Annotated in this window: 27 protein-coding genes; 17 read left to right on the forward strand and 10 right to left on the reverse strand. The window is 59.3% G+C overall.

The features are described from left to right. Positions 1-90: 90 nt before the first annotated feature. From AC2FFA_RS04825 to AC2FFA_RS04845, 5 genes are all read left to right on the forward strand, one after another. Positions 91-813, forward strand: a complete 723-nt coding sequence (locus tag AC2FFA_RS04825; protein ID WP_496850258.1) for an endonuclease/exonuclease/phosphatase family protein — start codon at positions 91-93, stop codon at positions 811-813. Between the two features lie 65 nt (positions 814-878). Continuing rightward, a complete protein-coding gene (locus AC2FFA_RS04830; protein WP_117868718.1) occupies positions 879-1,292 on the forward strand; it encodes a Fur family transcriptional regulator in 414 nt (137 codons plus the stop codon). Positions 1,293-1,425: 133 nt separating this feature from the next. Next, positions 1,426-2,304: a DMT family transporter gene (locus AC2FFA_RS04835; RefSeq protein ID WP_496850260.1), complete on the forward strand. Its 879-nt coding sequence runs from the start codon at positions 1,426-1,428 to the stop codon at positions 2,302-2,304. 136 nt (positions 2,305-2,440) lie between these two features. Next, entirely contained in the window at positions 2,441-3,715 is a 1,275-nt protein-coding gene (gene eno / locus AC2FFA_RS04840) for a phosphopyruvate hydratase (RefSeq protein WP_117868719.1), read from the forward strand. Between the two features lie 500 nt (positions 3,716-4,215). Further along, on the forward strand, positions 4,216-4,380 hold the full coding sequence (locus AC2FFA_RS04845; RefSeq protein ID WP_162896760.1) for a hypothetical protein: 165 nt from the start codon (positions 4,216-4,218) through the stop codon (positions 4,378-4,380). On the opposite strand, the gene AC2FFA_RS04850 is transcribed toward AC2FFA_RS04845, so the two are convergent. The 3 genes from AC2FFA_RS04850 to mazG are packed head-to-tail and all read right to left on the reverse strand — an operon-like array spanning position 4,377 to position 6,685. Further along, positions 4,377-4,826: a GNAT family N-acetyltransferase gene (locus tag AC2FFA_RS04850; RefSeq protein ID WP_496850262.1), complete on the reverse strand. Its 450-nt coding sequence runs from the start codon at positions 4,824-4,826 to the stop codon at positions 4,377-4,379. The genes AC2FFA_RS04845 and AC2FFA_RS04850 overlap by 4 nt on opposite strands. Beyond that, on the reverse strand, positions 4,823-5,764 hold the full coding sequence (locus AC2FFA_RS04855; protein WP_496850264.1) for a nucleoside hydrolase: 942 nt from the start codon (positions 5,762-5,764) through the stop codon (positions 4,823-4,825). The genes AC2FFA_RS04850 and AC2FFA_RS04855 overlap by 4 nt, the downstream gene beginning before the upstream one ends. Before the next feature lie 54 nt (positions 5,765-5,818). Continuing rightward, the gene (gene mazG, locus AC2FFA_RS04860) at positions 5,819-6,685 is read right to left on the reverse strand and encodes a nucleoside triphosphate pyrophosphohydrolase (protein ID WP_496850385.1); all 867 of its coding nucleotides are present in this window, start codon (positions 6,683-6,685) and stop codon (positions 5,819-5,821) included. 66 nt (positions 6,686-6,751) lie between these two features. Here mazG and AC2FFA_RS04865 point away from each other — a divergent pair, with 66 nt between their 5' ends. From AC2FFA_RS04865 to AC2FFA_RS04880, 4 genes are all read left to right on the forward strand, one after another. Beyond that, positions 6,752-7,915: a M20 aminoacylase family protein gene (locus AC2FFA_RS04865; RefSeq protein ID WP_496850266.1), complete on the forward strand. Its 1,164-nt coding sequence runs from the start codon at positions 6,752-6,754 to the stop codon at positions 7,913-7,915. A gap of 12 nt (positions 7,916-7,927) precedes the next feature. Further along, a complete protein-coding gene (gene speB, locus AC2FFA_RS04870) occupies positions 7,928-8,923 on the forward strand; it encodes an agmatinase (RefSeq protein ID WP_496850268.1) in 996 nt (331 codons plus the stop codon). 65 nt (positions 8,924-8,988) lie between these two features. After that, positions 8,989-9,936 carry an agmatinase gene (speB, locus tag AC2FFA_RS04875; protein WP_117868725.1) on the forward strand — a complete coding sequence of 316 codons (948 nt, stop codon included), beginning with the start codon at positions 8,989-8,991 and terminating at the stop codon, positions 9,934-9,936. 66 nt (positions 9,937-10,002) lie between these two features. Continuing rightward, entirely contained in the window at positions 10,003-10,404 is a 402-nt protein-coding gene (locus tag AC2FFA_RS04880) for a DUF1499 domain-containing protein (RefSeq protein WP_496850270.1), read from the forward strand. A 15-nt stretch (positions 10,405-10,419) separates the two neighbouring features. Here AC2FFA_RS04880 and AC2FFA_RS04885 read toward each other — a convergent pair whose 3' ends face one another. Continuing rightward, positions 10,420-10,701 carry a hypothetical protein gene (locus AC2FFA_RS04885; RefSeq protein ID WP_496719277.1) on the reverse strand — a complete coding sequence of 94 codons (282 nt, stop codon included), beginning with the start codon at positions 10,699-10,701 and terminating at the stop codon, positions 10,420-10,422. 62 nt (positions 10,702-10,763) lie between these two features. On the opposite strand from AC2FFA_RS04885, the gene prfA reads away from it, so the two are divergent. The 3 genes from prfA to AC2FFA_RS04900 all read left to right on the forward strand — a co-directional run bounded on the left by prfA (position 10,764) and on the right by AC2FFA_RS04900 (position 13,481). Continuing rightward, the gene (gene prfA / locus AC2FFA_RS04890) at positions 10,764-11,819 is read left to right on the forward strand and encodes a peptide chain release factor 1 (RefSeq protein ID WP_496850387.1); all 1,056 of its coding nucleotides are present in this window, start codon (positions 10,764-10,766) and stop codon (positions 11,817-11,819) included. Continuing rightward, complete coding sequence (gene prmC / locus AC2FFA_RS04895; RefSeq protein ID WP_162896761.1) at positions 11,816-12,661, forward strand: peptide chain release factor N(5)-glutamine methyltransferase; 846 nt, start codon at positions 11,816-11,818, stop codon at positions 12,659-12,661. Before prfA ends, prmC begins: the two co-directional genes overlap by 4 nt. 241 nt (positions 12,662-12,902) lie before the next feature. Further along, positions 12,903-13,481 carry a DUF4167 domain-containing protein gene (locus tag AC2FFA_RS04900; RefSeq protein WP_117868728.1) on the forward strand — a complete coding sequence of 193 codons (579 nt, stop codon included), beginning with the start codon at positions 12,903-12,905 and terminating at the stop codon, positions 13,479-13,481. Between the two features lie 57 nt (positions 13,482-13,538). Here AC2FFA_RS04900 and rsmA read toward each other — a convergent pair whose 3' ends face one another. The 5 genes from rsmA to lptG all read right to left on the reverse strand — a co-directional run bounded on the left by rsmA (position 13,539) and on the right by lptG (position 19,934). Continuing rightward, complete coding sequence (gene rsmA / locus AC2FFA_RS04905) at positions 13,539-14,381, reverse strand: 16S rRNA (adenine(1518)-N(6)/adenine(1519)-N(6))-dimethyltransferase RsmA (protein WP_117868729.1); 843 nt, start codon at positions 14,379-14,381, stop codon at positions 13,539-13,541. A gap of 84 nt (positions 14,382-14,465) precedes the next feature. Next, positions 14,466-15,431 (reverse strand): 4-hydroxythreonine-4-phosphate dehydrogenase PdxA, encoded by a 966-nt coding sequence (gene pdxA, locus AC2FFA_RS04910; RefSeq protein ID WP_496850273.1) that lies wholly within the window; start codon positions 15,429-15,431, stop codon positions 14,466-14,468. After that, positions 15,428-16,681 carry a peptidylprolyl isomerase gene (locus tag AC2FFA_RS04915; protein WP_496671102.1) on the reverse strand — a complete coding sequence of 418 codons (1,254 nt, stop codon included), beginning with the start codon at positions 16,679-16,681 and terminating at the stop codon, positions 15,428-15,430. Before AC2FFA_RS04915 ends, pdxA begins: the two co-directional genes overlap by 4 nt. Further along, on the reverse strand, positions 16,672-18,834 hold the full coding sequence (locus tag AC2FFA_RS04920) for an LPS-assembly protein LptD (protein ID WP_496850275.1): 2,163 nt from the start codon (positions 18,832-18,834) through the stop codon (positions 16,672-16,674). Before AC2FFA_RS04920 ends, AC2FFA_RS04915 begins: the two co-directional genes overlap by 10 nt. Beyond that, positions 18,834-19,934, reverse strand: a complete 1,101-nt coding sequence (gene lptG / locus AC2FFA_RS04925) for an LPS export ABC transporter permease LptG (RefSeq protein WP_496850388.1) — start codon at positions 19,932-19,934, stop codon at positions 18,834-18,836. Before lptG ends, AC2FFA_RS04920 begins: the two co-directional genes overlap by 1 nt. A gap of 229 nt (positions 19,935-20,163) precedes the next feature. On the opposite strand from lptG, the gene AC2FFA_RS04930 reads away from it, so the two are divergent. From AC2FFA_RS04930 to AC2FFA_RS04940, 3 genes are read left to right on the forward strand one after another with little or no spacing between them, the layout of a single operon-like run. Further along, on the forward strand, positions 20,164-21,630 hold the full coding sequence (locus AC2FFA_RS04930; RefSeq protein ID WP_496850277.1) for a leucyl aminopeptidase: 1,467 nt from the start codon (positions 20,164-20,166) through the stop codon (positions 21,628-21,630). A 4-nt stretch (positions 21,631-21,634) separates the two neighbouring features. After that, positions 21,635-22,093, forward strand: a complete 459-nt coding sequence (locus AC2FFA_RS04935; RefSeq protein ID WP_496671097.1) for a DNA polymerase III subunit chi — start codon at positions 21,635-21,637, stop codon at positions 22,091-22,093. Positions 22,094-22,124: 31 nt separating this feature from the next. Then, a complete protein-coding gene (locus AC2FFA_RS04940) occupies positions 22,125-23,171 on the forward strand; it encodes an aldo/keto reductase (protein ID WP_496850279.1) in 1,047 nt (348 codons plus the stop codon). A gap of 76 nt (positions 23,172-23,247) precedes the next feature. Here the strand turns inward: AC2FFA_RS04940 and AC2FFA_RS04945 are convergent, their stop codons facing one another. Next, positions 23,248-24,234, reverse strand: coding sequence for a GlxA family transcriptional regulator (locus tag AC2FFA_RS04945; protein ID WP_496850389.1), 987 nt, complete (start codon positions 24,232-24,234; stop codon positions 23,248-23,250). A 133-nt stretch (positions 24,235-24,367) separates the two neighbouring features. On the opposite strand from AC2FFA_RS04945, the gene bcoG reads away from it, so the two are divergent. Then, a complete protein-coding gene (bcoG, locus tag AC2FFA_RS04950; RefSeq protein WP_117868736.1) occupies positions 24,368-25,282 on the forward strand; it encodes a 3-dehydrocarnitine:acetyl-CoA trimethylamine transferase BcoG in 915 nt (304 codons plus the stop codon). 61 nt (positions 25,283-25,343) lie between these two features. Beyond that, the gene (locus AC2FFA_RS04955) at positions 25,344-25,661 is read left to right on the forward strand and encodes a hypothetical protein (RefSeq protein ID WP_496850281.1); all 318 of its coding nucleotides are present in this window, start codon (positions 25,344-25,346) and stop codon (positions 25,659-25,661) included. The last annotated feature ends 6 nt before the right edge of the window (positions 25,662-25,667 follow it).

A 25,667-nucleotide genomic window follows, 5' to 3' on the forward strand; every position in this document is an offset into this window, starting at 1 on the left:
TCTGATTTGCCGCAGCAGGAAACTGAGCTGAGGGGTTGCGCCCCACGTCAGGCATGGCACTTTAGGGGCATTCCACTTGGTCATGGCCTCATGCAAACTTCGTCCACGCTGCGTATCGCAAGCTACAACATTCAGAAATGCGTCGGGCTGGATTTCCGGCGTCAGCCGCAACGCGTTTTGCAAGTCATCGAAAACACGAAAGCGGATATCGTGGTGTTGCAGGAGGCCGACAAACGCCTGCCGCCCCGCCCGGCGGCACTGCCGCATTTCATGTTGGACGAGGCGGGGTGGAAGATCGTCGATCTGGGCGGTGCTGGCAGTCTGGGCTGGCACGGCAACGCGGTGATCTGGCGCGGAGAGGGCATCTCGGTACGCCGCAAAGGGCATCACGAGCTGCCGGGGCTGGAACCGCGCGGGGCGGTTCGGGTCGAGTTCGACACGCATATCGGGCCACTGCGCGTGATGGGGATGCATCTGGGGCTTTTGCCAGCGTCACGGCGGCAGCAGATATTGCATATTCGGCGGAATGATTGGGATATGGACCAGATGCCGACAGTTTGGGCCGGTGACTTCAACGAATGGTCACGCCAGCCTGTTCTGGATCATCTGGCCCCAGAAATGCGGTTCCTGCCCCCCAGGCCCAGTTTTCCTGCCGCACAGCCTTTGGGTGCGCTGGATCGGATCGCGCTGGGCACCGGAGTCCAGGCTGTGGCGCACGGTGTTCACGACACGCGTCCCGCGCATATCGCATCCGATCACCTGCCGGTCTGGGCCGATCTGACGCGCGCTACATCAGAAGGTCGCAAAAGGTGAAATCCCTGTAGCGAAACGCGCGTAGACATATTAAGACAGACACCCGAGCAAGTCTGAGGGGCATCATGTCGGAAACGATTATTGGGCGTTGTGAAGCCAAGGGGCTGCGCATGACCGGTCAAAGAAGGATCATCGCGCAGGTACTGGAACAGAGCGACGACCATCCGGATGTCGAGGAACTCTATGCACGGGCGTCTGCTGTAGACAAAGGCATTTCCATTGCAACGGTCTATCGCACGGTCAAACTGTTCGAAGAGGCTGGTATTCTGGAACGCCTCGAGTTCGGCGACGGACGGGCCCGGTACGAGGATGCCGAGCGCGATCATCATGACCACCTGATAGACATGCAGTCAGGAGAGGTTATCGAATTCGTCGACCCCGAGATCGAAGCCCTACAGGAAAGAATCGCGGCAAAGCTTGGGTACAAGCTGAAAGGGCACCGGTTGGAGCTGTACGGCGTCCCGCTGGAAAAGGACTGACCCATCACAAAACGCGATTGATCCCCTCACGTTAATTCATCAGGCGTGACGGGAATTGTCTTGCCAGATGCTGTTGGTTGAGGTTGTTGTGCGTGTATCGGCACCCGACATGCACTTTCCAACGGACGCGCAAATGAACAACGTAAACGGCATCCTGCTGCTCATCGGGTCGATGGCGGCCTTTGCTCTTGAGGACATGTTCATCAAGCTCCTGTCCGGCTCTGTGCCGACAGGGCAGATCATGGTGTTTCTGGGCGTGTTCTGCGGTCTCGTGTTTGCCACGATGTCAGTGGTCACGCGCAAACGGATCTTTGATCCCGTGGCTTGGAAAACCCTGCCGTTGGTTCGGGCCGCGACAGAAGGTTTTGGCGCCGTTGCTTTTGTGACAGCGCTGTCGCTGATTGACCTGTCCACCGTTGCAGCTGTGTTTCAGGCCATGCCGCTGGTCGTCACCATGGGCGCGGCCCTGTTTCTTGGCGAACAGGTCGGGTGGCGCCGCTGGAACGCCATTGGTGTCGGCTTTGTCGGTGTCCTGATGATCATCCGCCCCGGGATGGAGGGCTTTCGGCCGGAATCCCTGTTTGTAGTTTTGTCCGTTGTCGCAATTGCCGCGCGTGATCTGATCACCCGCAAGCTGGACCCGCGAGTGGCTTCGTCCGTTGTTGCGATGCAGGCTTACATTGCGGTTGCCGTCGCCGGCCTGGTTCTGATGGTCATGTCCGGGGCATCCTTCGTGCCTGTTCAAGCTGGTCAAACGGGTCCCTATGCGGGGGCGATCGGATTTGGCGTGCTGGGGTACTACGGCATTGTCACTGCGATGAGGGTGGGCGAAGCCTCGGCCCTGATGCCATTCCGGTACACGCGTCTGGTGTTTTCGATCCTCGCGGGAATGCTGATGTTTGGTGAACGCCCTGATGCGCTGACAATGGCAGGGGCAACCCTGATCATTGGCTCGGGTCTTTATACCTTTATCCGCGAACGGCGTCTGGCGCGCGAACTGGTGCCTGCCTGAGCCTGTTGGCGCAAACAGAGGGCTGTTAGCCCTAAATGTCCGGGAATATGCGTGTTAGCGGTAACGGAACCGGTTTACTTTTAGCCGGTTGCTGCTATGACGCGTGCAACCGACTGCAGTCATAGGGACAGGCCTCATGAGCACCATCATCGACATCCACGCACGCGAAATTCTGGACAGCCGGGGCAACCCGACAGTCGAAGTTGACGTGATTCTGGAAGACGGCACCATGGGCCGCGCTGCCGTGCCCTCGGGTGCGTCCACCGGCGCCTATGAGGCGGTAGAAAAACGTGATGGCGACAAGGCGCGCTATATGGGTAAGGGCGTTCTGGAAGCCGTTGCTGCTGTGAACGGTGAGATCGCGGAAGAACTGGTAGGTTTTGACGCGACCGAACAGGTGGCCATTGACCAGGCCATGATCGAGTTGGACGGAACCGAAAACAAGGGCCGTCTGGGCGCAAACGCGATCCTGGGTGTTTCGCTGGCCACGGCGAAGGCAGCGGCGGATTTCACCACGCAGCCTCTCTATCGGTATGTGGGCGGTACTTCGGCCCGGGTTCTGCCGGTTCCGATGATGAACATCATCAACGGTGGCGAACATGCCGATAACCCGATCGACATTCAGGAATTCATGATCATGCCGACCGCCGCCGCGAACATTCGCGAAGCGGTGCGCATGGGGTCCGAGGTGTTCCACACTCTGAAAAAGGAACTGTCAGGCGCGGGTCTGGCGACCGGTGTGGGCGACGAGGGCGGTTTTGCCCCCAACATCGCCTCGACCCGTGAAGCATTGGATTTCATCCTGAAGTCCATCGAAAAAGCAGGTTACAAGCCGGGTGAGGAAATTCACCTGGCGCTGGATTGCGCCGCGACCGAGTATTTCAAAGACGGCAAATACGTTCTGGCTGGCGAAGGCACGACCCTGACCTCGGAAGAGAATGCGGCCTATCTGGCAGCTCTGGTCAATGACTACCCGATCATCTCGATCGAAGACGGTATGTCCGAAGATGACTGGGATGGCTGGAAGGCCCTGACCGATGCCATCGGTGACAAGGTGCAGTTGGTGGGTGACGACCTGTTCGTGACCAATCCGGTGCGTCTGGCCGAAGGGATCGAGCGCGGCTGTGCGAACTCGATGCTGGTCAAGGTGAACCAGATCGGCTCGCTGACTGAAACCCTGCGCGCTGTCGATATGGCCCACCGCGCGCGCTATACCAACGTGATGTCGCACCGTTCGGGTGAGACCGAGGACGCCACCATTGCCGATCTGGCCGTGGCGACCAATTGTGGTCAAATCAAAACCGGCTCGTTGGCGCGATCTGACAGGTTGGCCAAGTACAACCAACTGATCCGCATCGAAGAGTCGTTGGGAGAAGTGGCCGAATACGCCGGCGCGTCGATCCTGAAATAAGCGAAGAATGGGGGCCAACAGCCCCCATTTTCAAGGTGCCGGCCTCTGATCCATCAAGCGTTCGTTCCGCTGCCCGTGTCGCAATCCACGTGATCGATCACTTGGTCTTTTTGAACCTTGGGAACTCTTGGATCCAAGCGTTTCATGGGCCCTGAGCCGGGGCCTTCCGGACGATCACGGTCAATGGTGCGGCAGGAAACACTGCTTCAGGTGATATCCACCTTTGGTTGAACCTTTCTGGTTCGGTCTTTCTCTGGGTTTACGATTGCGGTGCCTGCTCGCATTTGAAATTGAAAACTTTTGAAAAATCTTCGTACTTTTCGCAAGAGAGGCGAGATCCGGATTACGCAATCATTTCAGTGGTCTCTGTTTCGCAGTCGTATTGGATTAGCCTTTTTGCTTCTGAAAAGAATGCAAAAATCACATTATGTGTGAACTTGTTACTAAGTAAATCACAGCCACGTGATCTAACCTGACTGCATCACAGCAAGGAGACTACGATGTCTGTATCCAAATTCCTTCTGGTAACCGCAGCAGCGTCCATCACAGTTCTTTCCGCCTGCGCGGGTCCGGGAACCTACCCAATAACCGGAGACCCGGTCTCGGCGAGTGACCCGGTACAGGACATGAACCCGGCCAATATCTTCCGTGGCGAGTCTCGTTAAAGCAACTTGCTCATCAGCATATATCTGTCGCGTGGTTTGAACCCGGTACGCAAATAGATATTCTGAGCGGCTTCGTTGTTTCGATCGACTTCCAGGTGAAGGGCTGTCAGCCCCGCTTCGGATAATGCTTTTGGCAAGGCCAACAAAACTTCGGTCGCAATACCGCGACCGCGAACAGCGGGTCGGATATAGATTTCGTCAACGAAACCGTCCATGCCGCCGAATTCGACGGACCAGCCGAACGACAGTATGATGTAGCCCAACGGCGCGCGTCCTGGGCCGATCAGATAGACACAACCATGGGGAATACCCTCGAGCAGGGGTGCAAGAGCGTTTCGGATCTGGTCCGGGTCTTGCGCCAGACCGGCCTCGGTATGAAAGGCGGTGACCAGCGCCATCAGGCGGTTCAGGTCTTCGGGGCGCGCAAGGCGCAGGGCGGCGCTCATAATCTGGCCAGCCTTTCTGTCAGCAGGTCAAAGAAGCCGTCAGCGTCGATCTCCCCCATGAACAGTGCATTAGGGGCGCGGTCGGTCACGCCCCACCAATCTGCGACGGTCATGCCCATGGTCAGTTCGGACTGGGTTTCAATCTCGACATTCACATGACGGCCCGAAAACAGCTCGGGTCGGATCAGATAGGCGGTCACGCAGGGGTCATGCAGGGGTGCGCCCTGACTGCCGTATTTTTCCTTGTCGAACCTCTCAAAGAAATCAGTCATCTCTGCCACGGCGATTCCGACTTTTTTTCCCAGAGTACGGAATGCATCGTTGCGGGGTCTGGTGACCAGCGCCTTATGCGTGACATCCAGTGACATAACCACAATCGGCCTTCCGGATTTAAAAACGATATCAGCGGCTTCCGGGTCGACATGGATGTTGAACTCCGCTGTTGGAGTGATGTTCCCAACCTCGAAATACGCCCCGCCCATCAGAACGATTTCCTGCACCCGATCAACAATATCAGGGGCTTTGCTGAATGCGGTCGCGATATTCGTCAGTGGCCCCAGCGGGCAAAGGGTCACGGTGCCCGGCTCATGTGCACGCAGAGTGTCGATGATGAAGTCCACCGCGTGACCCTCGGCCAAAGGCATCTGCGGATCAGGCAGGTCCGGGCCATCCAGTCCTGTCTTGCCATGCACATGCTCGGCCGTGACTAGGGGGCGGTTCAACGGTCTGTCGCAGCCCGCATAGACCGGCACATCGGTCCGGCCCGCCAGTTCGCACACGATTCGAGCGTTCTTGGCTGTCAGTTCCAAGGGCACGTTGCCCGCAACTGCTGTAATGCCCAGAATCTCGATCTCTTCCGGGCTGGCCAGCGCCAGCAGGATGGCGACGGCATCATCCTGTCCGGGATCGGTGTCGATGATGATCTTGCGAGGGGGCATGGGCGTCTCCGGGGGTCGTGAAGGTGGGACACTCGCAAGTGTCGGTTGGCTTGTCTACCCGTTTCTGGGGGCTGCCATGGCGTCCACCGGCGGGAGTTTGCCGTTGGCACGATGCTCTTCGATTTTGACCTCGTCCCAGAGCGCGTCCATCTCGGCCAGATCGCTTTGCGATGGGGTCTTGCCCCGTTTGGCCAGCCGGGCCTCGACTTTTTCAAAGCGACGAGTGAACTTGGCATTGGTGCGACGCAGGGCGGCTTCGGGTTCGATGCCCAGATGGCGACCCAGATTGACCATGACAAAGAGCAGATCACCGAATTCATCCTCAAGCGCGTCGGCATCCATCTTGTCACGCGCTTCTTCCAGTTCGGCGGCTTCTTCGGTGATCTTAGCCAGCACATGGCTTGCATCGGGCCAGTCGAACCCCACGCGCGCGGCACGTTTCTGCAGCTTATGGGCACGCAGCAGGGCAGGCAGGTTGGCGGCTACACCGTCCAGCGCGCCCTTCTGTTCTTTGCCAGAACGTTCAGCCGCCTTGATCGTTTCCCAATCCAAGGTTTGCTGATCGGCGGTCTTGTCGCGGGATTCGTCGCCAAAGACATGCGGGTGGCGGTTGACCATCTTGTCCGACATGGTGCGCACCACGTCCTGAAAGGTGAAATGCCCAGCCTCTTCAGCCATTTGTGCGTGAAAGACCGACTGGAACAGCAGGTCGCCCAGCTCTCCCTTCAACTCGTCCCAAGCCTCGTGCTCGATAGCGTCGGCGACCTCATAGGCCTCTTCGATCGTATAGGGCGCGATGGTGGCGAAATCCTGTTCGATATCCCAGGGGCAGCCGGTTTGGGGATCACGCAATCGGCGCATGATTTCCAGCAGACGCTCGATACCGGCGTCACTGTCATGGATCAGAGGATTTTCGGCCATTGCGAACCCTTTCATTCCGGTGTCAGATGCATCCATCCCGCAGTCCCGATCAGGAGTCCACCCCAGATGCCCGTCGTCAACCGAATTGCCGATTTCACTGCCGATATGACCAGATGGCGCCAATATCTGCATACGATACCCGAATTGGAATTCGAGTGCTTTGAGACTGCCGCGTTTGTGGCCGAGCGTCTACGTGAGTTCGGGGTCGATGAATTGCATGAAGGGATCGCAAAGACCGGAATGGTCGCGATCATCAACGGGCAGGGTGATGGGCCAACGATCGGTCTGCGCGCCGACATGGATGCGTTGCCGATTACCGAGGAAACAGGCGTCGAATATGCATCAAAGAACCCCGGCAAGATGCACGCCTGCGGACATGACGGGCATACCACAATGCTATTGGGCGCGGCGCGGTATCTGACCGAGACACGCAATTTCAGTGGCCGTGTCGCGTTGATCTTTCAGCCTGCCGAGGAAGAAGGCGGTGGCGCGGGCGTGATGGTCGAAGAAGGCATCATGGAACGGTTTGACATTTCTCAGGTCTATGGAATCCACAATGACCCGGGGAACCCGGAAGGTGCCTTCTATACCACGCCGGGGCCGATCATGGCGGCGGTGGATACGTTCGAGATTCATATCCAAGGCGTCGGCGGCCATGGCGCCATGCCGCATCAGACCTGCGACCCGGTCATGGCGGCCTGCGGCATTGCACAAGCGATCCAGACCATTGTCAGCCGCAATCACCATGCGGTGGAAGATCTGGTTGTTTCGGTCACTCAGATCCATGCAGGAACGGTTAACAACGTGATCCCTGATACTGCCTATTTGAACGGAACCGTGCGGACCTTTGATCCATCTGTACAGAAGATGGTGATGGAGCGGATGAAGCAGATCGTGCAGGGGCAGGCGGCTTCATACGGTGTCGAGGCACGGCTGGAGTATCAGGAGGGATACCCGGCCACGATCAACGATGCTGAAAAGGCAGCCTTTGCCGCAGACGTCGCGCGCGAAGTGTCGGGGCCTGAGCGGGTGGTCGACACAATGGGGCGCGAAATGGGGGCCGAGGATTTTTCGTACATGCTGCAGTCGCGACCAGGGGCCTATCTGTTCCTGGGTCAGGGTGATGGTGCCGGGCTGCATCACCCGAAATACAACTTCAACGATGATATCGCGCCGGTAGGTGCTTCGTTCTTCGCGCGGATCGTGGAAAAAGCACAGCCCTTGGGCTGATGAGGTAATGAAATGGCACTGGAAGACGCAAAAAATCAGGTGGATGAGGCATTCACCAACCCGGACCTCAAAGGGCTGTCTTACGAAAATACCTTTGGCGGGGCGACCTCGTTTCTGCGGCGGCTGTATACCAAGGATCTGACCGGCGCGGACATCGCCGTGACCGGCGTGCCATTCGATCAGGCGGTGACCAACCGCCCGGGCACCCGCCTTGGCCCACGCGCGATCCGCGAGGCCAGCGCGCTGCAGTCGCCCGATGCGCCCTATGGCTGGCCGTTCGATGCGCTCAGCGAGCTGGCGATCATCGATTACGGCGACATGGCCTATGACTATGCCAACATCCCCGCCTTTCCCGACACGCTGACCGACCATATCCGCACCATTCTGGCGGCGGATGTGGCCTCGGTTACGTTGGGGGGCGATCACTATATCAGCTTTCCGATCCTCAAGGCCTATGCCGAGAAACACGGGCCGATGTCGCTGTTGCAGTTCGATGCGCATACCGACACCTGGGCCGATGACGACATGAGCCGGGTGGACCATGGCACCATGTTCTACAAGGCGGTGAAGTCGGGGATCGTGGACCCGAAACGCTCGGTCCAGGTGGGCATCCGCACCACAAACGAGGACACGCTGGGCGTCAACATTATCGATGCGCGCGAGGTTTATGAATCCGGCCCTGCCGCCGTAGCGCAGAAGATCAAGGGTATTCTGGGCGACAGCCCCGTTTACCTCAGCTTTGATATCGACGGGCTGGACCCGGCCTTTGCACCGGGTACGGGGACGCCGGTCTGGGGCGGGCTCAGCTCGATTCAAGCACAGATCATCCTGCGCGACATCGCCGGGATCAACATCAAGGGTGGCGATGTGGTCGAGGTTTCTCCGCCCTATGACACCTCGGGCGCGACCGCGATTGCGGGTGCCCATGTGGCAACGCAGATCGTCTGCCTGTTAGGGTGGAACAAGCTGGTAAAGACCAAGGAACAAACCCTTTTGGATAGGTGTTAACCATTGGTTAGCCATACTTCCGGTATGTGCTGGGTAATGTGAGTTGAAGGGATGGGAAAACGCGCATGACTGAATTCAATCAACCGGTCAGCGGCAATGATCTGGCGCGGTTCTCGGGGCCGAATACGTTTATGCGCCTGCCCCAGGCAGCCTCGCTGGCGGGGCTGGATGTGGCGGTTCTGGGAATTCCGATGGATATCGGCACCTCGTGGCGATCGGGCACCCGGTTCGGACCCAAACAGATCCGCAGCGAAAGCGCGATGATAAGGCCCTACAACATGGCTACCTCGGCGGCTCCGTTCGACAGCTTGCAAATCGCTGACATCGGGGATCTGGCGATCAACACCTTCTCGCTGGCAGACAGCCTGAGGATCATCAGGGAAAGCTATGATGCAATTCTGGCTAAGAATGTGATCCCCGTGGCGATGGGGGGCGATCATTCGATCACCCTCCCGATCCTGCGGGCCATTGCGGCAAAGCATGGGCCCGTGGCCTTGGTGCATGTGGATGCCCATGCGGATGTGAATGACGAGATGTTCGGCGAGAAAGAGACCCACGGAACCGTCTTCCGCCGCGCCTTTGAAGAGGGGCTGATTGTCCCCGACAAGACCTTTCAGATCGGCATTCGCGGATCGGGCTACGCGGCTTCGGATTTCACCGAGGCCAGGGATTGGGGCTTCCGCCAGTTCCCGGCCTGGGAGTTGTGGCAGCAGAACCTGACTCAGATCGGCTCTCAGATCCGCAAGATCATCGGGGATCATCCGGTCTATGTCACCTATGACATCGACAGCCTGGATCCGGCCTTTGCACCGGGCACGGGTACGCCAGAGATTGCAGGGCTGACCACGCCGCAGGCGTTGCAACTGATCCACGCTTTGCAGGGCGTGAATGTGGTGGGGTGTGACCTGGTCGAGGTCTCACCTCCGTATGACCCTTCCGGCAATACGGCCCTGACGGCAGCTAACCTGATCTATGAGATGCTGTGCATCCTGCCGGGTGTGACGTCACGGTAAACCGGCCCGGAACGGCTTGCCCCGGCGCTTGATCCGCATAGGTTTTCTGCAAGAGGGTAAAGCGGGATGAAAAGAATGGTTCTGTGGGCGGTGATCGCGCTGGTGCTTGGGCTGGGGGCTTACATTCGGCTGGCCCCGTCAAATCCCGCCCGATGGCATGTGGCACCTGTTGCAGAGGTTGATCAGGATTTGCCAAGTGGCGTTCTGCGCGTTGTTGAAACCGGACCGGACGGGTTGCAGCGCCTTGACCTGATCGCCCGCGCCACGCCGCGAACCTCGGTATTGGCAGGTTCGGTCGATGAGGGGATGATCACCTATGTCACCCGCACGAAATGGATCGGTTTTCCCGACTATACCACTGTTCAGCAGGACGGCGACACGCAGCGCATCTATGGCCGTTTGCGGTTCGGTCGCAGGGATTTCGGGGTGAACAAGGCACGGGTTGATGGGTGGTTGGGGAAGATGTAACCGTTTTACCGGTGTTCAGGACGCCTCATCCGGTTCTGTGTGATCACTCGGTGCGCTCTGCAACCCGGACGACAAACATCCCTCCTGCACCTCGCGCCACATCGGTACATTCAAAGACATCTGACATTGCGCGGTGAACATACGGCCGTCGACTTGCAGGCAGATCATCTCACCCAGTTCGATGCGGGACCCGGACGTATCGGTGCAATAGCAATCGCGGGTCTTGCCGTCGGGGCCTACGTAATCGGCGAGAACCGGCGTGGATATGAGCAGTAAAGCAAGCAAAATCCGTTTCATGGCAGCAAGCTTAGCACGACGTGGCACTTGACCAAAGCCCCCGGATGATAGACACCGCCGGGATGATCCCCGAAGAACGACTTGAACAGATCACCCAGCGTTTCCAATACCTCGAAGCTGCCATGGCGGATGGCGCATCGGGCGGCGATATAGCGGCGCTGGCCAAGGAATATTCCGACCTCAAACCCGTGGTCGATCAGATCATGGCCTGGCGACTGCTGGTGGCAGATCTGGCTGAGGCCAAGGCGATGCTGGCCGACCCCGACATGAGGGAACTGGCCGAAGAGGAAATACCGGACCTTCAATCGCGCATCCCCGAGGCGGAACACGCGCTGCAACTGGCGCTGCTGCCGAAGGATGCGGCGGATGCGCGGCCGGCGATGCTGGAAATTCGCCCCGGTACCGGCGGGGACGAGGCCGCTTTGTTCGCGGGCGATCTGTTGCGTATGTATCAACGCTATGCCGAGGCCCACGGGTGGCAGTTCGAGATCATCGAAGAACAGGCTTCTGATCTGGGCGGGATCAAAGAGGTGGTGGCTCATATCAAGGGCGACAACGTCTTTGCCCGGCTGAAATACGAATCCGGCGTGCACCGCGTGCAGCGCGTGCCCGAAACCGAAAGCGGCGGGCGGATTCATACCTCGGCGGCGACCGTGGCGGTTTTGCCCGAGGCCGAGGATGTTGACATCCAGATAGACGCCAATGACATCCGTATCGACACGATGCGCAGTTCCGGCGCAGGCGGGCAGCACGTGAACACCACCGACTCGGCGGTGCGGATCACGCATATTCCGACGGGCTTGGTGGTAACAAGTTCCGAGAAGTCCCAGCATCGCAACCGCGAGATCTCCATGCAGGTGCTGAAGACGCGGCTTTATGACCTCGAACGTCAGCGGATCGATAGCGAACGCTCAGCGGATCGCGCCAGCCAGGTGGGGTCGGGGGATCGTTCGGAACGCATTCGCACCTACAACTTTCCGCAGGGTCGGATGACGGATCACCGGATCAACCTGACGCTCTACAAACTGGATCAGGTGATGCAGGGTGACCTGGACGAAGTGATTGACGCCCTGACGGCGGACGATCAGGCCCGGTTGCTGGCCGAGATGGCGCAATGACGGGGTTGCAGACAGCTGCGCAGGCCATGGTGGCCGCCACAGCGCGCTTAAGGGCCGCTGGCGTGGATGACCCGGCGCGGGATGCGCGCCTGTTGTTGGCCCATGCCGCACGGATTGAAGCCAGCCGGGTGACGCTGATCGCCCCGGAAGAATTGCAGCCCGAAATCGCGGAACGCTATGACCAGTTGGTTTCCCTGCGCGCCGTTCGGGTGCCGGTGTCTCATCTGCTGGGCGAGCGTGAGTTCTATGGGCGCGGGTTTCGCGTCAGTTCGGATGTTCTGGATCCGCGCCCCGAGACTGAAACCCTGATCGAGGCCGCACTGAGCGAACCCTTTGACCATGTTTTGGACCTGGGGGTCGGGTCGGGCTGTATTCTGGTTACACTGCTTGCGGAACGCACCAGCGCTTCGGGCCTTGGGACCGACCTGAGTGAAGCCGCCTGCCTTCAGGCCAGCGCCAATGCAGTACACCACAAGGTACAGGGGCGGATCGAGATCGTGCAGTCAAATTGGTTTGAAAACATTGAGGGCAAGTTTGACCTGATTGTCTCCAACCCGCCGTATATTTCCATGTCGGAGATGGAGGAGCTGTCGCCCGAAGTACGGGAACATGAGCCGCGCATGGCGCTGACCGATGAAGGAGACGGGCTGGGCGCGTATCGACACATAGCAGCTTCGGCCCCGGATTTTCTGTTGCCAGGCGGGCGAATACTTGTGGAAATTGGCCCGACACAGGCAAATCTGGTGTCTGCTTTGTTTGATGCGGCGGGTTTGGCGGATATCCGCGTGATCCCCGATCTGGACGGCCGTGATCGGGTTGTCGGCGCAAAGATGCCGGGTTGAAACGGCTATTTGAGGCCAAAAAATTGCTACCCTGAATAAAAAAGCTTAAGAAAATTCGAAATTCCTCTTGTCTGGACGGTCAGGACATGTTTACTCAGGAATAGTCGGCGAGGTTGACGCTGTTGCAGCGCACCCCTGACGCCAAGCCCAAAAAGTCGACGTCCCGTCACAGCAAACGCCTAAGAGCAGTGCAAAAAGCGGGTTGAGCGACAGCGCATTGATAAGGCTGACGTAAAGTAAGATGAGATCTTCCAAATCCCGCTCGCGGGCCAAGAATAACCGCAATCGTCCTTCCGGCGGTAACGTCGTAAACCGGGTTTTTGACAGCTCGGGTCCTGAAGGCAAAGTGCGTGGCACGCCACAGCAGATCATTGATAAATATAATCAGCTGGCGCGTGACGCTCAGTTGTCAAACGACCGCGTCGCTGCGGAAAACTTCCAGCAGCATGCGGAACACTATCTGCGCATGCTGAGTGAGGCGCAGCGCGAGATTGACGCGCGCCGCGAAGAGCAGGAGCGCCAGAATCGCGAACGCCAGGCCGAGCGTGATCGTGAGCGCGCCGAACGACAGGAACGCGAAGCGGCCCGTCAGGCCGATCCTGCCGAGGCTCCGCAGCCCGACGTGATGGATTTCGCCGCGCCTGAGACTGCTCCGGAAAGCGGTTTGGTCGAGACTCCGGAAAGCAAAGGGGCCGAAGCGCCGGCACCGGAGAAGAAGGAAAAGCCTGCTCGCAAACCGCGGGCGCGCAAGCCCAAGCCGGCGCCAGCGACCGAAGATGCGCCCAAAACGGATGGCGACGCACCGGAAGCGGCTGAATAAAACCGGCATCAGAAATTGCAAAGCCCCGAGGTCAAACCTCGGGGTTTTTTCTTGTGGTCAGGGTTTCTTGATTTCGCGCGCCAGGGCACAGAATGCTTCAAGCGGAACCTGCTCGGCGCGTTCAGTGGGTTGGATACCTGCCGCCAGCAGGCGGTCTTCGATATCAGGGGCGACGCCTTTCAGGGACGCACGCAGCATCTTGCGGCGTTGGTTGAAGGCAGAAGCCACTACACGCGACAAGGTCGCAGCATCTGCGGGATAGCGGGGCTCGGGCAGGGCGGTCAGATGAACCACCGCGCTTGAGACCTTGGGCGGCGGGGTGAAGGCTCCGGGGGGCAGGGACATGGCGATGCGCGCCTCGGCCCGCCATTGGGCAAGGATGGCGAGGCGGCCATACGCCTTGCTGCCGGGTTGGGCCACGATGCGTTCGGCCACTTCGCGTTGGAACATCAGCGTCAGGCTCTGCCAGAACGGCGGCCATTCCGGGGGCGTCAGCCAGCGCACCAGCAGTTCGGTACCGACGTTGTATGGAAGGTTGGCCGCGATGCGGATTGGCGGGGTCAGGTGTTCGAGCGGGTTGATCTCGAGCGCGTCGCCGTTGATGACATCCAGTCTTCCGGGATAGGCGGCGGCGATATCGTTCAGGGCGGCGATGCAGCGGGTATCTTTTTCAACCGCAACGACCTTGCGCGCGCCTTCGGACAGAAGCCCTCGGGTGAGGCCACCAGGACCGGGGCCGATTTCCAGTACATCGCAGTCCGCAAGATCGCCAGCCTGACGGGCGATTTTGGCGGTCAGGTTGAGGTCCAGCAGGAAGTTCTGACCCAACGATTTGCGCGCCGAGAGTTGATGTGTGGCGATGACCTCGCGCAGAGGGGGGAGATTGTCGATTGCACTCATGATCCGATTACCGTGACGCAGGCCGCAGGGGCAGCGCCAGAAATTTATTGCCTCCGGCGGGGATATTTTCAGCTAGGTGAAGGATCAAGAGCCTTGTGCCATGCGTTGGGCGAGTTTCAGGGCTTCGATCATGCTGGTCGGGGTGGCGATGCCTTTCCCGGCGATATCCAATGCGGTGCCGTGATCCGGCGACGTGCGGATGAATGGCAGCCCCAAGGTGACGTTCACGCCCCGGTCGAAATCCAGCGTCTTGATCGGGATCAGGGCCTGATCATGATACATTGCGATTGCCGCGTCATAGCGGGCACGTGCAGCAGCATGGAACAACGTATCCGCAGGGTGCGGGCCAGTCAGGGTTGCACCTTTCGGATTCAGATCCGCCAACATTGGAGCGATCCAGTCAAGCTCCTCGCTGCCCATTTTACCGCCTTCGCCGGCATGGGGGTTCAGCCCTGCTATGGCGATGCGGGGGTGCGGTATACCAAACTGGTCGCGCAGGCCGCGCGCGGTGATTTCGATCGTCTCGCGAAGAAGGTCCGGCGTCAGCGCAGCAGGAACCTGTGACAGGGGAATGTGGATTGTTGTCGGGACAACCCGCAACTGGTCGCTGGCCAGCATCATGACAACCCGGGGGGTGCCCGACAGCGCAGCCAGAAACTCGGTGTGGCCGGGATAGGTAAACCCGGCGCCGTCGATCAGTGCCTTTTTGTGAATAGGTGCGGTGCACAGTGCCGCTGCTGCTCCGGCTTTCACCAGGTCGACGCCGGTTTCGATGGCATCGATCACCGATGGTGCATTGGCGGGGTCCGGCTGACCAGGCACGTTTGCGGCAGGAAAGTTCAGGTGCAGGACTGGTAAGGCCTGATCGCAGACTTCAAGAGCTTCTGAAGGGGTTTCGATTTTCGCAACCGGTGTGCCAGCGGGCAGGTGGCTGGCGTCGCCAATAAAGAAAAGCGGGCAGGTTTGGCGTAGCTCGGCCCACGCCTTGGCTGCGATTTCAGGGCCGATCCCGGCCGGTTCACCGCAGCTGAGCGCAATCGGGCGAGTCATTCCTGAACAATGGTGGCGTCAGCCCGCAGCTGCTCTACCAGGCTGGCCGCAAAGGCCTGTAGCCGCTGTTGCGCCAGTGCATTCGCTACATCTGCCCGCGAGGTGTTTTCGCCCAGATCGCGGGTGCGATTGCACAGCATCAAGAACACCAGCGTCTGTCCGTTGTTGCGGGTCAGGTTTGTTGACACCTCGTTGCGATCCAGCTTTGCCAGCTCCACGGCGATGTCGCGCGGTACTTCAGACGGGCTGGCTTCGATACGGTCCAGAACTTCGACGGGTTGATCCTTGGCGATCCCATACAAGTCATCGCAGGTGTCGATTTCTTCCCGCAGGGCAGCAGCCCGCGACAGGGTCTCGGAACCGCGACCGCCTGGCAGGTAATAGGCCGCATAATCAAGTTTGGAGATAGCGGGGGCAGCCGTCGCAACCTCGCGCAATCCCCGCAACTGAAACAAGGCAACGGCGTTTGGCAAACTGATGGGATCGGTGATCTCACCGTTCTGGAGCCCAAGAATAACTGGCTGCAGAGCAGGAGGCAGGTTGGAGATATTCAACCAGTCCAGACGCCCCCCGTCGTTGCGGGTTGCCGCTCCGGAATATTGCGCCGCAGCGGCTGAAAACGCTTCGATACTCTCAAGTCGCGAGATTTCTTCCGCCAGCAATTCGGTCTGTGCCACGGTTTGCGGGTTCACCGGGATGATGATCTCGGACAGCAAGACCTGAAGGCCGCCGCCACCGGTCTGTCCCAGCGCGCGATCAATCTCGTCTTCGGTCGGGCGGGCCTGTGACAGGTAGCGCGAGCTGATATAGTCGCGCCAGGCCAGCTGATCCGCAACATAATCACGGACAGTTTCCGGGTCGACGCCCGCCTCACCCAAAAGTTGCAGGAACTGTTCGGTGGACAATTGCCCGCGCGAGGCGAACTCGTCGATACCCAGTTGAACAGCTTCTGGTGCTGCTTCGACGCCTGCTTCGCGCATGGCCTGTTTACGCAATTTTTCTTCGATCAGGGCTTCCCTGACGTCAGCTTCACTGCCGCCGGGCAGACCCAGAACATTCAGGAATTGCAGGCGTTGTTCAAGCTCGTACCAGGTGACGATGTCCTGATTCACGCGGATCGCTGGCGAGAACAAACTCTGGGCGCTGACCTGCGGCGCTGAAAAAGCGAGGAAAACGGCGGCCAGCGCCGGCGCGACCGGTTTGTGCCAACCGGAACGAAGAAACCTGGAGAAACCTGATATCAACTGCATTTTCTCTTGTATGTGTTACCACCGCCTTCAAGGGCGTATCCTGTCAGCGATAGGGTAAAGCCGAATTCTGTCGAAGGCTCAATAGTGGATGTTGAAGTAAAGCGTCTGCTTACGGACATGTTAACCTGAACACATTCATTCTGGTAGGTTACGCCAAGACCCAGCCGGATTGGTTCTGATTGGTTCAGATCATAACGTGCCTCGGCATTCGTAAGCCAGTTCTGGTCGACCTGGTAGCGGCCCAGAAGCCAGATTTCCGAGATTTCATCCGCTATGTTTTCCGCCGGATCCGGTTCTTGCCAGATATAGCTTCCGGACAGGCCGGCAAATTCGGAGGCCCAGGCACCTCGTAATTCAGCTTTGACGAAACTGAAATCGTTGTCGATCAGACCGCGCCCACCAAGCGACCAGCCATTGGCCGTGGTGACTTGTCCCGCCACCAGCAGGTCGGAAGTGGTGCCCTGCAACCCGGATGTCAGGGTGAAATTCGGGTCGGCATCCGCCCGAAACACCTGACCCACTGTTGCCAGGGCTTGCTGTCCGCCCGCACCATAGCGTGCCCAGTTCAGGCCGATGACACCGGTGGCACCGTCTTCGCGCTGATCTTCGGCAGGGAAGCGAGACAGGGCCAGCAGGTTACCCTGATCGAATTCCTGAAACGTGCTTTCATCATCTGGCACATCAGTGTCCGAGACATGGGTCCATCCGATCTGCGCGATCGGTTCCAGAAGCTGAACAGCGCCGGTCTTTTCGCGACGGGTCATCGGATAGCGAAGCGTCAACGCCGCGCGCGGGGTCGAGCGGGTCACATTGCTGGGAAAGTTGCTGTCATGACGGATATTGAACGTATCCACCGATGCGCCCAGCGTCGCGTCGGCACGCAGGCCCGATGCAAACGTCCAGCTTCGAAGCCATTCGGCGTCAAAAGTTGCCCGTGCTATGTCGCGGCCGACGATATCAGCGTCGCTGGTGCGCTCATGGGCGTGGCCGATAAAGGCCAGCCGCACCTCGCCGCCAAGTGCGCCGGGGAAGAATCGCTTTTCATAGTTCAGGTCGAAGACGCGTGATGGGATTTCGTCCTGATTTTCGCTGTCGCGCAGTGTTTTGTAATGAATAAGGCTTGTTTTGAACGCGGTATCGCGTTTGATCCGTTCCAGCGCGACTTCACTGCGCAAGCGGTCCAGGTCCGGCAGTCCATAGTCAGCCAGATAGGCGTCGTCCGAGGTGGTTTGCAAATCGAAGGTCAGCCGGAAATCGTTCTTCAGGTTGAACCAACCTCCGGCGAACAGATAGCCGCGATCCTGGTCGGGCTGGATGTCATCACGGGTATAGGCACCTTCAATCTGAATGCGCCCATTCACGAACGCCTGACGATACCGATATCCCAGCGTCGTGGTCTTGGCCGACAAGTACGGCGTCAAGGTCAGATCCTTGTGGTCCCCCAGCTTGAAGAAATAGGGAACCTGGACCCCCGTTCCCAGTTGCGAGGTGCTGCGGATCGACGGCACCAGAAAGCCGGTTGCGCGATCCAAAGTCGGGTCCGGCAAGCGCAGATAGGGGAAATAGAATACCGGATAATCAAGTACCCGAAGCTGCGCGCCTTCGAAGTACAATTGCCGTTCCAACTGGTCATGGGTGACCTTGCGGGCCCGGATCTGCCAGAGCGGAGGTTTACCGTTGGTGCACACATGGCAGGAGGTGGCCGTGACCTTGCTGAACTGGGTATAGCGGCCCGCGGCCCGTTTCGCCTGTACCGAGGCGATCTGGGTTTGTTGATCGAAAACCATCCGAGCACCGATCAGGAGGCCGTTCTGGATACCGCTGTCCAGCTGGCCGGAATCGGCCAGAAGGGTCGATTGGCCACCCTGATCAATACGAATGGGGCCTTCCAGTGTCAGCTCGCCCGTTTCCCGGTCATAGGTGATGCGTTGGGCCGACAGTTTGGTATCGCCCTGAAAAGCTTCGACATTGCCTTCGGCCACCAGTTTCCGCTCAGGTGTTATGAAAACCTTGTCGGCAACCAGAAGGGCGGGCTCGGCCTGTGATTGTGCAGCTTGCGGGTCAGGCTCAGTCGGGTTGGTTTGTGCGGCCAGTCCGGCAGGAACCGTTAACGCGATAGCGCTGGTCAGCAGCAGGGAAATCATACTCCGCATCAGCCATCCTCCGCGTGAAGAAGCAGGCCAAGAGACAACAAGATGGCTGCAGAGGGCGGCGCCCAGGCAGCGATATAGGTGGGCAATTGTCCGTTTTCCCCAAGGATTTGTGCAAAGTTGCGGACGAAGTAGATGGCAAAGCCAAGCAGAACGGCAGTCAGCACGGCAATTCCGGTGCCGCCAAACCGAACGTGGCGCATGGTGAAAGCGGCCCCGATCAGGACCATCGAGACCAGAAAGAAGGGCCGGGCCAGTTGCACCTGCAACCAGACTTCATACTGCTTGGTCGAAAACCCGGCTTCGCGCAGGTCCTTGATCAATTGCGGCAAGTCATAAACAGATACCGAATCCTGTTGCCCCAGCGTGTCCAGAATTCGCTGCCGGGTCAGTGAGGTTGGCAACTCCAGCCGTTCATGCTCCACCGAATTGGTTTCGGGGTTCTGCCCATCCCGCAAATTCCAGATTTTGGCCTGGGACAGGACCCAGTTTCCGTCTTCCAGCACGGCCCTGTCGGCGACGATCTGCTGGGTGGGTTTGCCGTCTCGCGCGAAGGTGATGATGGTCACGTCGTCGAGACCAAGTGTTTCCCCATTCGAGGTACCCCGGGCGTGGATAACGGCCTGACCGTTTTCCGCCGATTGACGCAGCCAAAGGCCTTCGCTGCTGATCGAAAGGGCTGAACTGCCGTTGTTGCGATAAGAATCAGACAGGCGTTGGAATTTTTCGGATGTGGCCGCAGCGATGGGGTTCAACAATGCGACCGCCAGCGCGCCAATGATCAGCGCCAGCGTCGCTGGCGCAACCAACGCGCGGATACCCGAGCGACCAGTGGCGCGGGTCACAACAAGCTCAGACGTACGTGCCAGCCCGACGAACAAGGCAATGGTGGACAGAATGACCAGCAGAGGCAGCATTTCACTGATGGCAGCAGGAGTGTTCAGCAGCGTCAGGTGCAGCAATTGGCCGAACGACAGGTCGACTTCGTCAAATCGGCGGATCTGTTCGATCAGATCGATGAGAATCATCAAGGTCAGAAAAATGCCGCCGATGACCAGAAAGCTCTGTAGAAAGCGGCGCGCGAAATAGCGGTCGAGGATCACAAGCGCGCCCCCACCAGGCCTGTTACGCCGGGATTCGGGCCGAAATCGCGCATGCATGTCCTCCTGCGCGACGGCGTATGCCTGCCCTCTCGTGTCACGTCTTTCTCCCCCGAGCCTGCCGGTTATTTTTTCGGGACCTTACTGCAATTGAAACGCGGGGAAAACTGCTATCTGGTCAAGTCGAGCAGCGCGGGCTAGGTCTTGGGGAACAGAATTTAAGGAGTTTGCAATGAGCAGTCTGATACCGATCCGCTTTCAGGAGTTTGATCTGGATGCGATGGCGGAGGCCGAGGGGCGGGTGGCTATCATCATTCCGTCAGACGGAAAAATGAACCCCGCGGCCCGCCGGGCCAATCGCCTGACGAAAGGCGCCGTGGCGCGACTTGTCGAAAGTGAGAAATTCGGGAAATGCAAGACTGGCGATGTGGTGTCGATGGCCTGGCCCGCAGGGATGGTGGCCGAGGCGCTGGACATTGTTGTATTGCCCCGCCGCCCTGAAGCCGACGAGGCACGCAAGGCCGGAGCGGCTTTGGCCAAGTCCGCGGGTCGCACGGATATGCTGGTGATGGTCGGCAATCAGGCGCAGAGCGAAAACCTGGCCCTTGGCATGGCGCTGCGCAGCTATGATTTTGACGCGCATAAAACCAAAGACAGCGAAGGCAGCGGTTCGATCACGATCAGCCATGCGAAACCCACAGAAGCCGAAGCCGAGTTTGCACCGCTTTATGCGATTGCCGACGGTGTGCGGATGACGCGCGATCTGACCAACGAACCTGCAAACATTCTGACGACCACGGAATTCGCCGATCGTCTTGTCGAGATGCAGGAGCTGGGCCTTGAGGTCGAAGTTCTGGAAGAGGACGAGCTGGCAGAGCTGGGCATGCGTACATTGCTGAGCGTCGGGCAAGGCTCTGTCAGCCCTTCCAAAGTCGTTGTGATGCACTGGAAGGGCGGCGAAAAGGACGATGCGCCCTTGGCACTGGTCGGTAAGGGCGTGGTTTTCGATACAGGTGGCATTTCGCTCAAGCCTTCGGGTGGCATGGAAGAGATGACCATGGATATGGGCGGCGCGGGCGTTGTCGCGGGCACCATGCGCGCGCTGGCCAAGCGTAAAGCCAAAGCCAATGTGGTGGGCCTTGTCGGTCTGGTCGAAAACATGCCTTCGGGAAATGCCACCCGGCCGGGCGATGTGGTCAAGTCGATGAAGGGCGATACGGTCGAGATCATAAACACCGATGCCGAAGGCCGTTTGGTTCTGTGTGACGTGATGTGGTACGCGCAGGAGCGGTTCAAACCTGTGGGTATGATCGATCTGGCAACGCTGACCGGTGCGGTGATCATCGGGCTGGGGCATGAGAATGCTGGTGTGTTCTCGAACAATGACACCTTCTGCGATGCATTTTTGAAATCGGCGAAGGCCGAGGACGAAGGCGCGTGGCGGCTGCCGTTGGGCGATGGCTATGACAGGCTGCTCAAATCGCGCATCGCCGACATGAAGAACATCGGTGGACGTCCGGCGGGCTCGATCACGGCGGCACAGTTTCTGCAACGTTTCGTGAAAGAGGAAACACCCTGGATTCACCTGGATATTGCTGGTGTGGCCTCGGTGGCGTCCGAGACGACTTATGCACCTAAAGGTGCCACGGGCTGGGGCGTTCGCGCGCTGAGCCGCTTCGTTCAGGACAATTTCGAGTAATCAAATGGGTGCTGTCTATTTCTACCATCTGACCCGCCAGCCGCTGGAGCACACCTTGCCTGTGCTGCTGGACAAGGCGCGGCAGGCCGGGTGGAAGATTGCCGTGCGGGGCACCGATCCCGCGCGGATGGACTGGCTGGATGAAAAGCTGTGGTTGGGCCCCGAGGACGGGTTCCTGCCGCATGGTCGCGAAGGTGGCCCACATGACGCCGAGCAGCCGATTCTGCTGACCACCAGCGCCGAGGCCAAAAACGACGCGGATTGCGTTATGGCCGTGGACGGCGCGCCGGTTGAACCCGAAGAGGTGTCGGCTCTGGAGCGGGTCTGCATTCTGTTCGACGGCAATGACGACATGGCTGTGCAGCACGCACGCGGGCAGTGGAAGACGCTGACCGGCGCCGGATGCGCCGCGCAATACTGGTCGGAAGAATCCGGGCGGTGGGAAAAGAAGGCCGAAGCCTGACGGGCTGTGCCATTTATCAGGAGATTTGAGGATGCAGATGAAGCCTTTGGGCCGTACCGGAATTTTCGTGAGCGATCTTTGCCTCGGGACGATGACGTTCGGGTCGCAGACCTCGGAACCGGATGCGCACCGGCAGATGGATATGGCGCTGGACGCGGGGATCAACTTTGTGGATGCCGCAGAGATGTATCCGGTGAATCCTGTTGCCAAAGAGACAATTGGTCGTACCGAAGAAATTCTTGGAAACTGGAACGCTGCAAATTCGTCGCGCCGGGAGGATTTCGTACTGGCGACCAAGCATTCGGGTGAGGGGTTGTCATATGTTCGTGACGGTGCGCCGATCACAGCCAAGACCATTCCCGAGGCCATCGAAGGGTCTTTGCGGCGGTTGCAGACGGATTACATCGATCTCTACCAGTTCCATTGGCCCAATCGCGGCAGCTATATGTTCCGCCAAAACTGGGATTATGCGCCTTCGGGACACGATACTGCAGACGTTTTGGACAATATGCAGGACTGTCTGGAGGCATTGCAGGTTCAGGTGGACAAAGGCAATATCTGCGCCTTTGGTCTGTCGAATGAAAGCGCGTGGGGTACTGCGCAATGGTTGAGATTGGCCGAACAGACGGGCACACCGCGTGTGGCGTCCGTGCAAAACGAATATTCGTTGCTGTGCCGTCTGTTCGATACCGACATGGCCGAGCTGAGCGTACATGAGGATGTCGGCCTGATGGCGTTCTCACCCCTGGGTACCGGACTGTTGACCGGAAAATACCAAGGCGGGGCTGTACCGGGCGGTTCGCGTATGTCGCTTTCGCCTGAATTGGGCGGGCGCAAGTCTGACCGGGTGTTTGATGCGGTAGCGGCTTATCTGGATGTGGCCGCGCGACATGGCCTGGATCCAACGCATATGGCGCTGGCCTGGTGCCGCTCGCGGCCGTTCATGATGTCGGCGATCTTTGGCGCAACCACGGTGGAACAGTTGGCGCATGTTCTGGCGGGCGCGGATTTGTCTTTGTCAAACGAGGTTCTGGCCGAACTGGACCAAGTCCATAGGGCGCATCCAATGCCGTACTGAGGTACAGGGGCTCTGCCCCCGGCACGCTGCGCGCGCCTCCCCCGGGATATTTCTGGCCAGATGAAGTTGGATCCGGTCAGTGATGCGTGGGGTGCGCGCGCTCTTGCCTCAGGTCGCGGGCAGATTGACCGTGCGCGGTGCGGAAAGCGCGGGCGAAACTGGATTGTGAAGCAAAACCGGTAGCCAGCGCGACATCCATCAGTGGAAGGTCGGTGTCGGTGACCAGACGGCGGGCCTCGGCCAGACGCAGTTGCAGATAATGGTCCTGGGGCGTGGTGTTCAGGCGCAGGCGGAACTGTTGTTGCAGAGTGCGTGGGCTGGTGCCCAGCTGGTCTGCGATATGGGCCAGTGGCAGGGGGTCATCCAGCGACGCCTGCATCAGCGAGTTTGCCTTGGCCGTCAGCGCCGTGTGGCGGTGTGGTACGCCGGTGCGGCTTTGCGGTGTGCCGGGGTCCGGCGCGCCATCATAGAGGAACAGGCCCGAAACACGGGATGCGAAACCCGCGCCATGGCGGGCGGCGATGATGTGCAGCATCATCTCGACAGCGGGAATCGCGCCGCCCGAGGTCAGGCGACCGTCCGAGACAGTAAAGCGGTCGGGGCGCACATCGACGTTGGGGAAACGAGTGGCGAAGTTTTCCAGGTCTTCCCAGTGGGTCGTCGCAGAGTGACCGTCCAGCAGCCCGGCCTCAGCCAGCAGCCAGGGGCCGCCGTCAATCCCGGCCATGGTCGCGCCGGTACCGGCAATGCGGCGCAGGCCAGCCAGCAGGCTTGGGGTGGCGTGACGGGCCAGTTGGAAACCTGCGACCACGATCATAAGGTCGCAGCCTTGCAGACGGGCGAGCGGGATGCCGGGTACTTGCAGGGCGCTGGTCAGCATCGCGGGTTCCGATGTCGAAGTCACATAGTCCCAGTCAAAGGCGGGCCTGTCTGCCAGACGGTTGGCAGCGCGCATTGGATCGACCGCCGAGGCGAAGCTGAGCGTGTTGCATTCATCCAGCACCAGCACAGCCGTTTTCAGGGCCCGATGTTCGGGTTGTAATATGTTTTTTGCGGATTGCATCAAGTTCGATTCGCATTCTGCCAAGTGGTTTTCCCAAAGCTGCGCCAGAGTCGGGTCAGAACGCAAATCGGAATCCGGGGAGAAGTCTGGGGAAAACTCAAGGCAAAACCGGGTATAACTTGGGGAAAACGCCATGCCTCTGGAAATGAACCGCGAAGTCTTCATCACCTGCGCCGTGACCGGCTCGGGCGGGACGCAGGATCGCAGCCCTCATGTGCCACGTTCGCCGAAGCAAATTGCCGACAGTGCGATTGCCGCCGCAAAGGCGGGCGCGGCTGTTGTGCACTGCCATGTGCGCGACCCCGAAACAGGTGCGCCGTCGCGCGATCTGGCGCTGTATCGTGAAGTGACCGATCGCATTCGGGATGCCGAGGTGGATGCAGTGCTGAACCTGACAGCTGGCATGGGTGGAGATATGGTGTTCGGCGGTATCGAAAACCCGCTGCCATTGGCAGAGGCTGGAACCGATCTGGTTGGTGCGACCGAACGTGTGGCCCATATCGCCGAGTGCCTGCCCGAGATCTGCACTCTGGACTGCGGCACTATGAACTTTGCCGAGGCCGATTATGTCATGACCAACACGCCCGGCGCATTGCGCGCGATGGGACAGATGATGACAGACCTCGGCGTTAAGCCCGAGATCGAGGCGTTTGACACCGGCCATCTGTGGTTTGCCAAGCAACTGGTTAAGGAAGGGATTCTGGACCCCAACGCCCTGGTGCAGCTGTGCATGGGGGTCCCGTGGGGCGCTCCGGATGATCTGAACACCTTTATGGCGATGGTGAACAATGTGCCGGATGACTGGACCTTCAGTGCGTTTTCGCTGGGGCGGAATGAGATGCCGTTTGTTGCGGCTTCGGTTCTGGCGGGCGGCAACGTGCGCGTTGGTCTGGAAGACAACCTGTGGTTGGAGAAGGGCGTTCTGGCCGAGAACTGGCAACTGGTTGAACGTGCCGGAACCATTATCGAAAACATGGGCGCGCGGGTGATCGGGCCGCAAGAAGTCCGCGAGAAGCTGGGGCTGGTGAAGCGGGCCCCAAAGGGTTGACTGCCTGCGTCCGTTGCCCATGACCGGAAAGCGCAGGCGTGCCAGCAAAAGGAAGAGAGCAATGCGATCGGCGGTTGTAATCTGCGCGACGGTTCTGGCCGTGTGTCTGCCCCGGGTTGGGGTGGCACAGACTGCGGAAGACCCCTTGGCCCGCAAGGAATGCGAAGCCAAGGGGGGAAGCTATGAGATGGGCGGTCGGATACGGCAGTTTATCTGCTTTGAACCGTTGTCCGACGCTGGAAGCTCTTGCGAAAAAGCCTCTGACTGCGCAGGATTCTGCCTGTCAGAAACCAAACAATGCAGCGCAGTGACACCGCAATTCGGATGCATTCCGCATCTGGATGAGGTTGGGCGCGCGCGGGTAATCTGTATCGATTAGAGGACA

The organism is Ruegeria sp. YTSB088, from assembly GCF_059609825.1.

Excerpts from the sequence above, each read along its gene's own strand:
- AC2FFA_RS04920 (WP_496850275.1), bottom strand. The coding sequence starts at position 18,834 with ATGCGGAGTATGATTTCCCTGCTGCTGACCAGCGCTATCGCGTTAACG.
- speB (WP_117868725.1), top strand. The coding sequence starts at position 8,989 with ATGACTGAATTCAATCAACCGGTCAGCGGCAATGATCTGGCGCGGTTC.
- AC2FFA_RS04835 (WP_496850260.1), top strand. The coding sequence starts at position 1,426 with ATGAACAACGTAAACGGCATCCTGCTGCTCATCGGGTCGATGGCGGCC.
- prmC (WP_162896761.1), top strand. The coding sequence starts at position 11,816 with ATGACGGGGTTGCAGACAGCTGCGCAGGCCATGGTGGCCGCCACAGCG.
- AC2FFA_RS04935 (WP_496671097.1), top strand. The coding sequence starts at position 21,635 with ATGGGTGCTGTCTATTTCTACCATCTGACCCGCCAGCCGCTGGAGCAC.
- AC2FFA_RS04850 (WP_496850262.1), bottom strand. The coding sequence starts at position 4,826 with ATGAGCGCCGCCCTGCGCCTTGCGCGCCCCGAAGACCTGAACCGCCTG.
- AC2FFA_RS04930 (WP_496850277.1), top strand. The coding sequence starts at position 20,164 with ATGAGCAGTCTGATACCGATCCGCTTTCAGGAGTTTGATCTGGATGCG.
- AC2FFA_RS04940 (WP_496850279.1), top strand. The coding sequence starts at position 22,125 with ATGCAGATGAAGCCTTTGGGCCGTACCGGAATTTTCGTGAGCGATCTT.
- pdxA (WP_496850273.1), bottom strand. The coding sequence starts at position 15,431 with ATGACTCGCCCGATTGCGCTCAGCTGCGGTGAACCGGCCGGGATCGGC.
- AC2FFA_RS04865 (WP_496850266.1), top strand. The coding sequence starts at position 6,752 with ATGCCCGTCGTCAACCGAATTGCCGATTTCACTGCCGATATGACCAGA.
- bcoG (WP_117868736.1), top strand. The coding sequence starts at position 24,368 with ATGCCTCTGGAAATGAACCGCGAAGTCTTCATCACCTGCGCCGTGACC.
- speB (WP_496850268.1), top strand. The coding sequence starts at position 7,928 with ATGGCACTGGAAGACGCAAAAAATCAGGTGGATGAGGCATTCACCAAC.
- AC2FFA_RS04900 (WP_117868728.1), top strand. The coding sequence starts at position 12,903 with ATGAGATCTTCCAAATCCCGCTCGCGGGCCAAGAATAACCGCAATCGT.
- AC2FFA_RS04885 (WP_496719277.1), bottom strand. The coding sequence starts at position 10,701 with ATGAAACGGATTTTGCTTGCTTTACTGCTCATATCCACGCCGGTTCTC.
- eno (WP_117868719.1), top strand. The coding sequence starts at position 2,441 with ATGAGCACCATCATCGACATCCACGCACGCGAAATTCTGGACAGCCGG.
- AC2FFA_RS04955 (WP_496850281.1), top strand. The coding sequence starts at position 25,344 with ATGCGATCGGCGGTTGTAATCTGCGCGACGGTTCTGGCCGTGTGTCTG.
- AC2FFA_RS04825 (WP_496850258.1), top strand. The coding sequence starts at position 91 with ATGCAAACTTCGTCCACGCTGCGTATCGCAAGCTACAACATTCAGAAA.
- AC2FFA_RS04845 (WP_162896760.1), top strand. The coding sequence starts at position 4,216 with ATGTCTGTATCCAAATTCCTTCTGGTAACCGCAGCAGCGTCCATCACA.
- rsmA (WP_117868729.1), bottom strand. The coding sequence starts at position 14,381 with ATGAGTGCAATCGACAATCTCCCCCCTCTGCGCGAGGTCATCGCCACA.
- AC2FFA_RS04830 (WP_117868718.1), top strand. The coding sequence starts at position 879 with ATGTCGGAAACGATTATTGGGCGTTGTGAAGCCAAGGGGCTGCGCATG.
- AC2FFA_RS04880 (WP_496850270.1), top strand. The coding sequence starts at position 10,003 with ATGAAAAGAATGGTTCTGTGGGCGGTGATCGCGCTGGTGCTTGGGCTG.
- mazG (WP_496850385.1), bottom strand. The coding sequence starts at position 6,685 with ATGGCCGAAAATCCTCTGATCCATGACAGTGACGCCGGTATCGAGCGT.
- AC2FFA_RS04945 (WP_496850389.1), bottom strand. The coding sequence starts at position 24,234 with ATGCAATCCGCAAAAAACATATTACAACCCGAACATCGGGCCCTGAAA.
- AC2FFA_RS04855 (WP_496850264.1), bottom strand. The coding sequence starts at position 5,764 with ATGCCCCCTCGCAAGATCATCATCGACACCGATCCCGGACAGGATGAT.
- AC2FFA_RS04915 (WP_496671102.1), bottom strand. The coding sequence starts at position 16,681 with ATGCAGTTGATATCAGGTTTCTCCAGGTTTCTTCGTTCCGGTTGGCAC.
- prfA (WP_496850387.1), top strand. The coding sequence starts at position 10,764 with ATGATCCCCGAAGAACGACTTGAACAGATCACCCAGCGTTTCCAATAC.